Annotated in this window: 11 protein-coding genes; 2 read left to right on the forward strand and 9 right to left on the reverse strand. The window is 72.0% G+C overall.

Going from position 1 to position 10,246, the window contains the following annotated elements; all coding sequences use genetic code 11:
• The 7 genes from VFV89_RS13990 to VFV89_RS14020 form a co-directional block, all read right to left on the reverse strand.
• A partial coding sequence (locus VFV89_RS13990) for a hypothetical protein (RefSeq protein WP_329706566.1) occupies positions 1 to 232 on the reverse strand: 232 nt, incomplete at its 3' end.
• Between the two features lie 53 nt (positions 233 to 285).
• On the reverse strand, positions 286 to 1,728 hold the full coding sequence (locus tag VFV89_RS13995) for an acyl-CoA carboxylase subunit beta (RefSeq protein ID WP_329706567.1): 1,443 nt from the start codon (positions 1,726 to 1,728) through the stop codon (positions 286 to 288).
• Between the two features lie 7 nt (positions 1,729 to 1,735).
• Positions 1,736 to 2,980 (reverse strand): beta-ketoacyl-ACP synthase II, encoded by a 1,245-nt coding sequence (locus tag VFV89_RS14000; RefSeq protein ID WP_329706568.1) that lies wholly within the window; start codon positions 2,978 to 2,980, stop codon positions 1,736 to 1,738.
• Positions 2,981 to 3,022: 42 nt separating this feature from the next.
• Positions 3,023 to 3,268, reverse strand: coding sequence for an acyl carrier protein (locus tag VFV89_RS14005; protein ID WP_292673856.1), 246 nt, complete (start codon positions 3,266 to 3,268; stop codon positions 3,023 to 3,025).
• A gap of 48 nt (positions 3,269 to 3,316) precedes the next feature.
• Positions 3,317 to 4,318: a beta-ketoacyl-ACP synthase III gene (locus tag VFV89_RS14010; RefSeq protein WP_329706569.1), complete on the reverse strand. Its 1,002-nt coding sequence runs from the start codon at positions 4,316 to 4,318 to the stop codon at positions 3,317 to 3,319.
• Positions 4,315 to 5,502: an acyltransferase domain-containing protein gene (locus VFV89_RS14015; RefSeq protein ID WP_329706570.1), complete on the reverse strand. Its 1,188-nt coding sequence runs from the start codon at positions 5,500 to 5,502 to the stop codon at positions 4,315 to 4,317. The genes VFV89_RS14010 and VFV89_RS14015 overlap by 4 nt, the downstream gene beginning before the upstream one ends.
• Before the next feature lie 101 nt (positions 5,503 to 5,603).
• Entirely contained in the window at positions 5,604 to 6,824 is a 1,221-nt protein-coding gene (locus tag VFV89_RS14020) for a helix-turn-helix domain-containing protein (RefSeq protein WP_329706571.1), read from the reverse strand.
• Between the two features lie 152 nt (positions 6,825 to 6,976).
• Here VFV89_RS14020 and VFV89_RS14025 point away from each other — a divergent pair, with 152 nt between their 5' ends.
• Positions 6,977 to 7,945, forward strand: a complete 969-nt coding sequence (locus VFV89_RS14025) for an alpha/beta fold hydrolase (RefSeq protein ID WP_329706572.1) — start codon at positions 6,977 to 6,979, stop codon at positions 7,943 to 7,945.
• Positions 7,946 to 7,980: 35 nt separating this feature from the next.
• On the opposite strand, the gene VFV89_RS14030 is transcribed toward VFV89_RS14025, so the two are convergent.
• Positions 7,981 to 8,349 carry a VOC family protein gene (locus tag VFV89_RS14030; RefSeq protein ID WP_329706573.1) on the reverse strand — a complete coding sequence of 123 codons (369 nt, stop codon included), beginning with the start codon at positions 8,347 to 8,349 and terminating at the stop codon, positions 7,981 to 7,983.
• Between the two features lie 85 nt (positions 8,350 to 8,434).
• On the opposite strand from VFV89_RS14030, the gene VFV89_RS14035 reads away from it, so the two are divergent.
• Complete coding sequence (locus VFV89_RS14035) at positions 8,435 to 9,163, forward strand: HAD-IA family hydrolase (RefSeq protein ID WP_329706574.1); 729 nt, start codon at positions 8,435 to 8,437, stop codon at positions 9,161 to 9,163.
• Between the two features lie 297 nt (positions 9,164 to 9,460).
• Here the strand turns inward: VFV89_RS14035 and VFV89_RS14040 are convergent.
• Positions 9,461 to 10,246, reverse strand: a 786-nt coding sequence (locus VFV89_RS14040; RefSeq protein ID WP_414690388.1) for a transketolase-like TK C-terminal-containing protein, incomplete at its 5' end; no start/stop codon positions are given.

Below are 10,246 nucleotides of genomic sequence, written 5' to 3' on the forward strand. Positions count from 1 at the left end.
GGTTGACGGTGCCGAGACCCTCCCGGCCCGGACCGATCAGGAAGAACTCGGCACTCCAGTCGTGGGGGCCCGGCCGCACCCGGTAGCGGAACGCGTAGTCGTGGCAGCCGGACCGCAGCACGCCGTCACCGCGCCAGACCCGCCCGTAGTCGGCGTCCCAGGCGGTGGCGGGCGCGGCCACGAGGACGCCGCACCCGAGTGCGAGCGCCACCAGCAGTCTCGTCAGGGCCATGTCCTACCTCCGAGAGGCCCAACGCGTCGGTGTGACCGACGTTACGCGTCGTCTCAGAGGGGGATGTTGCCGTGCTGCCCCCGTCGTACGCCGACGGACTGCACGGCGTCGTCGATGGCCCGCGCGATGGCGCTACGAGTCCGGTCGGGCTCGACGACCTCGTCGACCACCCCGATCTCGACCGCCCGGTCGACGCCGCCGGCGATCCGCTCGTGCTCGGCGGCCAGCTCGAGCTCGACCTGAGGACGGATGTCGGGGGTGACCTCGGCCAGCTTGCGCCGGTGCAGGATCCGCACCGCCGCGACCGGCCCCATGACGGCGACCTCGGCCCCGGGCCAGGCGAAGACCTTGGTGGCACCGAGCGAGCGGGCGTTCATCGCAATGTAGGCGCCGCCGTAGGTCTTCCGGGTGATCAGCGTGACCCGCGGGACCACGCACTCACCGAACGCGTGCAGCAGCTTGGCCCCCCGGCGTACGACGCCGTCCCATTCCTGGCCGACGCCGGGCAGGTAGCCGGGCACGTCGACGACGACGACGAGGGGGACGCCGAACGCGTCGCACATCCGCACGAACCGCGAGGCCTTCTCCGCCGACAGCGAGTCCAGGCAGCCGCCGAGCCGCAGCGGGTTGTTGGCGACGACGCCGACGGTGCGGCCACCGAACCGGCCGAGGATGGTGGCGATGTTGGGCGCCCACTTCGCGTGCAGCTCCTGGGCGGTGCCCTCGTCGAGGAGCGACTCGACCAGCGGGTGCACGTCGTAGGCGCGCTTCTTGGAGTCCGGCAGGATCGCGCCGAGGTCGCGATCCTCGACGTCCTCGACGCTCAGGCTGCCCTGCGCGCCCAGCAGCGCGGCCACGGAGCGGGCCCGCTCCAACGCCTCCGCCTCGGAGCCGGTGAGGATGTGGACCACGCCTGACCGGCGGCCGTGCGGCTCGGGCCCTCCGAGGCGCAGCATGTCGACCTCCTCGCCGGTCACCGAGCGGACGACGTCGGGGCCGGTCACGAAGATCCGGCCCTCGGGGCCGAGGATCACGATGTCGGTCAGCGCGGGGCCGTACGCCGCACCGCCGGCCGCCGGGCCGAGCACCACCGAGATCTGCGGGATCTTCCCCGAGGCCTGCGTCATCGCGTGGAAGATCCGGCCGACGGCATGCAGCGACAGCACGCCCTCGGCAAGCCGGGCGCCACCGGAGTGCCAGAGCCCGACGATCGGCACACCGTGGGTCATCGCCCGGTGGTAGGCGTCGACCACCACCCGGCAGCCGACGTCGCCCATCGCGCCACCCATCGTGGTCGCGTCGGAGCAGAACGCCACGACGGGCGAGCCGTGCACCTCGCCGACGGCCGCCAGCATCCCGGAGTCGTCGTCGGGGGTGATCAGCTCGAGGGTGCCCTCGTCGAACAGCGCCCTCAGCCGGGTGACCGGGTGGCGGGGGTCGTCCTCTCGTGGCGGCTTCGCCGGCGCGGCAACGGGTGCTTCCTGGGTGGCCGTCACCTGCTGCTCACACGCTCCCGAAGGCGACAGCGACGTTGGCGCCACCGAACCCGAAGGAGTTGTTCAGCGCCGCGATGTCGCCCACCGGGAGGTCCCGGGCCTTGGTGGCGATGTCGAGGTCGACCTCCGGGTCCTGGTTGTCGAGGTTGATCGTCGGCGGGGCGGTGCGGGTCTCGATGGCCTTGACCACCGCGACCGCCTCGAGCGCGCCCGCGCCGCCGAGCAGGTGGCCGGTCATCGACTTCGTGCTGGTGACCACCACCTGCTCCACGCTCTTGCCGAGTGTCGCGTGCAGCATCAGCCCCTCGGCGATGTCGCCGAGCGGGGTCGAGGTCGCGTGGGCATTGACGTGGAAGACCGACTCCGGGCCGATCTCCGACTCCTCCAGCGCCCGCACGATGGCCCGGGACCCGCCGCGGCCGGCCGGGTCGGGCTGGGCGATGTCGTGGGAGTCAGCGGTGATGCCGGCACCCAGCACCTGGGCGTAGATCCGCGCCCCACGGGCCTTCGCATGCTCCTCGGACTCGAGGACGAGCACGCCCGCGCCCTCGCCCAGCACGAACCCGTCGCGGGCGGTGTCCCACGGCCGGGACACGGTGGCCGGGTCTCCGGGGTTCTTCGAGAGGGCCATCATGTTCGCGAACGCCGCGATGTTGAGCCGGTGGATGGCCGCCTCGGTGCCGCCGGCCACGACGATGTCGGCCCGGCCGAGCCGGATCTGGTCGACGGCCAGTGCGATCGCCTCGTTGCCGGACGCGCAGGCCGAGACCGGCGTGTTGACCGCGGCCCGCGCGCCCAGGTAGAGGCTGACGTTCGCCGCCGACGCGTTCGGCATCAGCATCGGCACTGCGAGCGGGGAGACCCGGCGGGGTCCCTTCTCCAACAGCACGTCGTAGTTGTCGAGCAGCGTGATGACGCCACCGATGCCGGTGGCCATGGCCACGCCGAGCCGGTCGTGGTCGAGGTCGTCCTGGACCTCGGCCAGGCCGGAGTCGGCCCAGGCCTCCATGGTGGCGACCAGCGCGAACTGGGCGGTCCGGTCCAGCCGGCGGGCCTTGACCCGCTCGAGGACCTCGGTCGGCTCGACCGCGGCGACACCGGCGATCTTGACCGGAAGCTCCTCGGCCCAGTCGGCCTCGATGTGACGGACGCCGGAGCGGCCGTTGACCATGGCGTCCCAGGTGCTGGCGACGTCACCGCCGAGGGGGTTGGTCGTCCCCAGGCCGGTGACGACGACTCGGGTGCGGCTCATTGCTGCTCGCTTCCGTGCGAAGAAGGGTGGGGAAGGGCGGTGTCAGCCCTGGGCGCGCTCGATGAACGCGACCGCGTCGCCGACCGTCTTGAGGTTCTTCACCTCGTCGTCGGGGATCGAGACGCCGAACTTCTCCTCGGCGGCCACGACGACCTCGACCATGGACAGGGAGTCGACGTCGAGGTCGTCGACGAACGACTTGTCGAGCTGGACGTCATCGGCATCGATGCCGGCGACCTCGTTGACGATCTCGGCGAGGTCGGCGCGGATCTCCTCTGTGGTTGCCATCTGGCGTTCTCTCTTTTCTGTGTTGGGTTCTCTTGCGGGTCGGTGTGGTCAGGGCAGGACGACGACCTGCGCCGCGTAGGCGAGGCCGGCGCCGAAGGCGATGAGCAGGGCGACGTCGCCGGACTTCGCCTCGCCCTCGGCGTACATCCGGTCGATGGCGAGCGGGATCGACGCCGCCGAGGTGTTGCCCTGCTCGGCGATGTCACGGGCGATCTTGACCGTCTCGGGCAGCTTCATCGAACGGGCCATGGCGTCGGTGATGCGCATGTTGGCCTGGTGGGGGACGAAGCAGTCGAGGTCCTCGGCCCGGACCCCGGCACGGTCGAGCGCCTGCTGTCCGATCTTGGCCATGACGTAGGACGCCCAGCGGAAGACCGGGTTGCCCTGCATGACCAGGTGGGGCATCTCCGGATGCTCGGCGGCGATCACGTCGCGCCAGTCCTCCCGCTGCGAGATCAGGTCGTACTGCTCGCCGTCGGAGCCCCACACCACCGGGCCGATGCCCGGCGTGTCGCTCGGGCCGACCACGGCGGCGCCGGCGCCGTCGGCGAAGATGAATGCGGTGCCGCGGTCGCCCACGTCGGTGAGGTCGGAGAGCCGCTCGACACCGATCACCAGCACATAGCCGGCACTGCCGGAGCGCACCATGTCGGAGGCCAGCGAGACGCCGTGGCAGAAGCCTGCGCACGCCGCCGAGATGTCGAACGCCGCGGCCTGGTCGGTGCCGAGGTCGTAGGCGATCTTGGTGGCGATGGCCGGGGTCTGGAACATGTGGCTGACCGTCGCGACGATCACGCAGTCGATCTGGCGGGCGTCGACGCCGGACCGCTCGAGCGCCTGCTTGGCCGCCTCGACGGACATGAACAGCACCGTCTCCTCCGGCGTGGCCCAGCGGCGCTGCTTGATGCCGGAGCGCTGCTGGATCCACTCGTCGCTGGAGTCGATCGCCTCGATGACCTCGCTGTTGGGGATGACCCGCGAGGGCCGGTAGGCGCCGATGCCGTGGATGCGGGCGTGCTGGGCGCCGCTCTCGCTCTTGATGGCGGTCATGAGGTTGATCCTTCGGGGTGCAGGCGGAGCAGGGGCTGGCCGGGTGAGACGAGGTCCCCGTCCTCGACCAGCCACTCGACGACCTGGCCGCCGTGGGTGGCGGTCACTCCGATCTTGTCGCGCAGGCTGGCCACCTCGCCGATCGGCGAGCCGGAGGGGAGTACGTCGGCTGCGGCGGCCTCGGCCGCGATGTGGAAGGTGCCCTTGGCGGGCGAGACGACCATCCGCCAGGTGGGGGTGGTGTCGATCTCTGCGAACTCGCCGTGCTTGTCGCAGAAGGCCTTGGCGTCGTCGAGCTGGTCGGGCGTCTTGAGCGCGAAGGTCTCGACTCCCTTCAGTGCGCGCTTGGCGATGCCGGTCAGGGTGCCGGCCGGCGGCATCTCGAGGATGCCGGTGACGCCCAGGTCGGCGAAGGTGTCCATGCACAGGTCCCACCGGACCGGGCTGGCGATCTGGCCCACCAGCCGGCGCAGCACGTCGCGGCCGTCGTGGACGACCTGCCCGTCCCGGTTGGAGACGAAGCGGGTGCGCGGGTCATGGACCGACACCGACCGGGCCAGCGACTCCAGGTGCGCGACGGCGGGCTCCATGTGGTGGGTGTGGAACGCACCGGCCACGCTCAGCGGGACCAGCCGCGCCTTCTCGGGTGGCTCGTCGGCCAGCGCCTGGAGCTGCTCGAGCGTGCCGGCCGCGACGACCTGGCCCGGTCCGTTGTCGTTGGCCGCCACGAGGCCGTGCTTCTCGATCGTCGCCAGCACCTCGTCGCGGTCCCCGCCGAGCACGGCGGTCATCCCGGTGGCGGTGACGGCGGCGGCCTCGGCCATCGCCTTGCCGCGCTCGCGGACCAGGACCATCGCCTGCTCGGCGGTGATCACCCGCGCGCCCGCGGCCGCGGTCAGCTCGCCGACCGAGTGGCCGGCCACCGCGCTCACCTTCCCGAACGCGTCGGTCGGGTGCGGGAAGAGCCCCAGGGCTGCGACGAGCCCGGTGGCCACCAGCAGTGGCTGCGCGATCTCGGTGGCCCGGATCTCCTCGGCGTCGGCCTCGGTGCCGTAGTGGATCAGGTCGAGGGAGGCCACGGTCGAGAGCCACTCGAACCGCGACCGGAACTCCGGGCTCTCGAGCCAAGGGGTCAGGAAGCCTGGGGTCTGGGCGCCCTGTCCAGGCGCGACGATCACGAGCACGGGGACCACTCTGCCCTCCTGCGAGGCTCCGGCTCCCCTCCGGCGCCGACGAAACTGGTCGGAGGGTCTTTGTACGGTTCCTCCAAAGACCTTCCACAGGTCTACGCGGTGTCGGACGCAATATCAACGTTCCCGGTGGCCGGGGCGGGCTCCGAGGCGCGTCCCGACTGCCGCCCGAGCACCAGCGCGATCTGGAGGGTGAACGCGTCGCGGGGCTGGCTGGGCGTGAGCCCGGTCAGGTCGGCGACCTGGCGCAGCCGGTAGCGAACGGTGTTGGGGTGCACGAACAGCGCCCGCGCCGCGCCCTCGATCGACGACCCTCGGTCGAGCCAGGCGCTGAGCGTCTCGATGAGGGCGCCGCGCGCGTGCAGCAGCGGGAGGTAGACGTCGTCGACCAGCTGCCGGCGGGCGTGGCCGTCGCCGCCGAGGGCACGCTCCGCGAGCAGCTCCCCGGCCAGCACCGGCCTGGGCGCGTCCGGCCAGCCCGGGGCGGAGCGGTACGCCGAGACCGCGGCGCGCGCGGACACCGCGGCCGTGGCCAGGTCCGCCGCCACGGGGCCGGCCACCACCGGCCCGTCGCCGAAGAGGTCCGCGATGACCGCAGCGGCCTGGCGCGGGTCCGCCACCCCGCCGAGCAGCACGACCAGCCGGTCGCCCTGGACCGCGCAGAGGGCGTCCATGCCGCCCGCCCCCGCGGTCCGGCGTACCTCGTCGAACAGGTCGGTCTCGGTGCGGCGTTCCGGTGACGCGCCGAGCACGACGCACACCGTGCCGCGCGCCTTCCAGCCCAGTGCGCTGGCCCGCGACAGCACCGCCTCGTCGGTCTCGGCGCGGAGCACGGCGTCGACCACCAGCGCCTCGAGCCTCGCGTCCCAGGCGCCGCGGACCTCGGCCGCCCGGGCGTAGACCTCGGCGGTCGCGAAGGCGACCTCCCGGGCGTAGCGGGAGACCGCCCGGCGCACGTCGTCGACGTCCTCGGGCTGCAGTAGATCCTCGATGTTGCTCTCGACAACCTCGATCGAGAGCCGCACCAGGTCGACGGTCTGCTGCAGCGTGATCACCCCGGCCAGGGCCCGCGGCGCGGCACCGAAGACCGAGGTGGCGATGGTGGGGGAGTCGCCGCTCTCCTCGAACCAGTCGACGAAGCCACGCACGCCGGCCTGCAGGATCATCCCGACCCAGGAGCGGTCCTCGGCGCTCAGCTCGCGGAACCAGGGCAGCTCCTCGGCCATCCGGGTCGTCGCGGCCGTGCTGAGCACGCCGGTCGAGCGGCGCAGCTGCTCGGCGACCCGGCTGTGCGGATCTGCCCCACGGGCACTCACGGATGCATCCTGTCATCGGCCCGGCACGGGTGGAATCGAGGCCAACACGTGATGGACAGGTGCTTGCCTCGAGGGGCCGTGGTCTGTTGAATCGCTGCATTCCGCGCGGCCGCTCCGGTCGCGTTGGTGTGTCTACCGCATTGGGGGACGGCGTGCCGAAGCTCCAGCAGGACGGGCGGCACGAGGTCCAGTTCGTCACCCTGCACGGCCACCGCCGGGCCTTCGTCAAGGTCGGCGACGGGCCGGCACTGCTGCTCCTGCACGGGCTCGGCTGCGACCACACCACGTGGGAGCCGGTGATCGACACACTGGCCCGGCGCTACACCGTGATCGCGCCAGACCTCCTCGGCCACGGCCTGTCGGACAAGCCGCGCGCCGACTACAGCGTCGGCGGCTACGCCAACGGGATGCGTGACCTGCTGACCGTGCTGGGCATCGACCGAGTCACCGTGGTCGGCCACAGCTTCGGCGGCGGCGTGGCGATGCAGTTCGCCTACCAGTTCCCCGAGCGGACCGAGCGGCTGGTCGTGGTCGCCTCCGGCGGCCTCGGCCCCGAGGTGTCGCCGGCGATCCGGGCGATCACCACGCCCGGGTTCCACCAGCTCATGGGCGTGCTGACGCTCCCCGGTGTCCGGCACCTCGGGAAGGCCGGCCTGGTCGCGCTGTCGCGCACCCGCATCAAGGCCGCCCGCGACTTCGACGAGGTGGCCGAGATCTACGACTCGTTCCGCGACCCGGCCGCGCGCGCCGCGATCCGGCACGTGGTCAGCGCGGTCGTCGACTGGCGCGGCCAGATCGTGACGATGGCCGACCGCGCCTACCTGACCGAGGCGATGCCGATGGCGGTGATCTGGGGCCGCGACGACCGGGTCATCCCGGTCAGGCACGCCAGCAACGCCGCGATGCTCGCCCCCAACGCCCGGGTCGAGGTGCTGCCGCACGCGGGCCACTTCCCGCACAAGGACCACCCGCAGCGGTTCGCGAAGGTCCTGCACGAGTTCGTCCGCTCCACCGAGCCGGCGACCTACTCCCGCGCCCGCTTCCGGAACCTGCTCCGGTCGGGGCAGGGCGCTGCGCGGCCGGTCGCCTCGGTGACGCCACTGCGGGACGCGAGCGCCTGACCGGCATCGAGGAGCACCCGCCCGACGAGGACCGGTCAGCCCCAGCTGGCGGCGTTGGTCACGCAGAACGGGTGGCCGGCGGGGTCGAGCAGCACCCGCCACGTCTCGCCGGGCTGGGGCTCGGCCAGCGTCGCGCCCAGCCCGACCAGCCGCTCGGCCTCGGCGTCGACGTCGTCGGCGGCCAGGTCGAGGTGGAACTGCTTGCTGCCGTTCTCGTTGGGCCAGCCGGGCGGCTGGTAGCCCTCGACCTTGCCGAACCCGAGCGCAGGCCCCGACGCGTTGCTGAGCATCGCGTAGTTGTCGCCGTCGCCGGCCACCTGCTCGTAGCCGAGCGCGGCCTTCCAGAAGTCGGCCACCGGCGTGACTTCGGCGCAGTCCAGGGTGAGCATCGCGATCTTCGTCATGCGACCAGCCTGTCCGGCGTACGTCGCCCGCTCTTGGACGAACCCGACAGAATGCTGCCCAGTCCCACGAAAGGAGCGGCGACCCATGACCATCGACCTCACCTCGTTCCGGGCGCTCAGCTTCGACTGCTACGGCACGCTCATCGACTGGGAGGCGGGCATCGTCGCCGTGCTGGGGCCGTGGGCCCACGAGCAGCGCCTCGACCTCACCGCCGAGGAGCTGCTGCGTGCCTATGCCGGCAACGAGGCGGCGGTGGAGCGGGAGATTCCGACCGCTCGCTACCCGGACGTCCTCGCCGAGGCGTTCCGGCGTACCGGGACGGACCTGGGCGGGGCGGTCTCCGACCAGTGGGCGCACCGGCTGGGCGACTCGGTCCCGGACTGGCCGGCCTTCCCGGACTCGGCCGACGCGCTCGCGCGGCTGAGGAGCCACTACCTGCTGATCATCCTGTCCAACGTGCACCGCGACGGGTTCGCGGGCAGCAACCGGCTCCTGCGCGGTGACTTCGCGGCCGTCGTCACCGCCGAGGACGTCGGCGCGTACAAGCCGGCCGAGAACCACTTCCGGGCACTCGACACGGTGCTTCCCGACCTCGGCGTCGCCCGGTCCGAGCTGCTGCACGTCGCGCAGAGCCTCTTCCACGACCACGTCCCCGCCACGCGGGAGGGGCTGCCGTCGGTGTGGATCAACCGCCGTCACGACCGGCCAGGCTGGGGTGCCACCCCCGAGCCGGGCGACGGGTGGTCCTACGACCTGGAGTTCCCGTCGATGGCCGCCTTCGCGGATGCGGTGGACAGCGCCTTCTCCACGTGACCCCCGCTCCTGTGCGGCGGCCGTGCACACGCCTGGACCAGGAGCAGGCCCCAGGGGTTCTGTAGCGACCCATCCGCTTCTGTGCCGAGATCTCGGCACAGAAGCTCAGGGGTCACCGGATATCCGGTGACCCCTTCCGTGGGTGCCCGCCCCGGTCGGTGGGGTTTGCCGAGGGAGATCGGCACCTCGGAGCACATCGCTGAACCCGAGCTACGCGCGCGGCCGCCCACCCACGAAAGCATCAGAAGACCCGGACATCCGGTGACCGTCGGGGCCGAAGCTCACGAGGGCAAACAGCTAAGCGTCGCCGCCCTCCTGCTTGACGTCCTTGACTGCGGTCGGGTCGTCGATGCGGTACTCGGCGAACGCCTTCTCCACCTGGCCACGGTCGATCACCCCGGCGTCGGCCAACGCCTGGAGGGCCTGGACGACGACGGACTGTGCGTCGATGTGGAAGAACCGACGAGCGGCCGGGCGGGTGTCGGCGAAGCCGAAGCCGTCGGCGCCGAGGACGCGGTAGTCGCCGGGGACCCAGCGGGCGATCTGGAGGGGTACGGCGCGCATGTAGTCCGACACCGCCACGACCGGACCCTGGACGTCGCGCAGCTTGTCCGCGACGTACGCCGTGCGGGGGCTGTCGCTCGGGTGGAGGAGGTTCCACTCCTCGGCGGCGACGGCGTCGCGGGCCAGCTCGTTCCACGAGGTGACCGACCAGGTGTCGGCGGCCACGCCCCAGTCCTCGGCGAGGATCCGGGCCGCGTCGACGACCCACGGGAAGCCGACCCCGGAGGCGAGCAGCTGCACGCGCGGTCCCTCGTTCTCCGCGGAGGAGACGTGGTGGATGCCGCGCAGGATGCCGTCGACGTCGACGTCCTCCGGCTCCTTGGGCTGGGAGACCGGCTCGTTGTAGACCGTCAGGTAGAAGATGACGTTCTCGGCGTCGGCGCCGTACATCCGCTCGAGGCCCGAGCGCATGATGTGGCTGATCTCGTAGGCGAACGCCGGGTCGTAGTGCACGACCGCGGGGTTGGTCGCCGCCAGCAGCGGGGAGTGGCCGTCGGCGTGCTGCAGCCCCTCGCCGGT

Source organism: Nocardioides sp., assembly GCF_036274455.1.
Taxonomy (GTDB): Bacteria; Actinomycetota; Actinomycetes; order Propionibacteriales; family Nocardioidaceae; genus Nocardioides.

Coding starts and splice junctions, on each gene's coding strand:
- VFV89_RS14005 (WP_292673856.1), bottom strand. CDS start 3,268: ATGGCAACCACAGAGGAGATCCGCGCCGACCTCGCCGAGATCGTCAAC.
- VFV89_RS14010 (WP_329706569.1), bottom strand. CDS start 4,318: ATGACCGCCATCAAGAGCGAGAGCGGCGCCCAGCACGCCCGCATCCAC.
- VFV89_RS14030 (WP_329706573.1), bottom strand. CDS start 8,349: ATGACGAAGATCGCGATGCTCACCCTGGACTGCGCCGAAGTCACGCCG.
- VFV89_RS14035 (WP_329706574.1), top strand. CDS start 8,435: ATGACCATCGACCTCACCTCGTTCCGGGCGCTCAGCTTCGACTGCTAC.
- VFV89_RS14000 (WP_329706568.1), bottom strand. CDS start 2,980: ATGAGCCGCACCCGAGTCGTCGTCACCGGCCTGGGGACGACCAACCCC.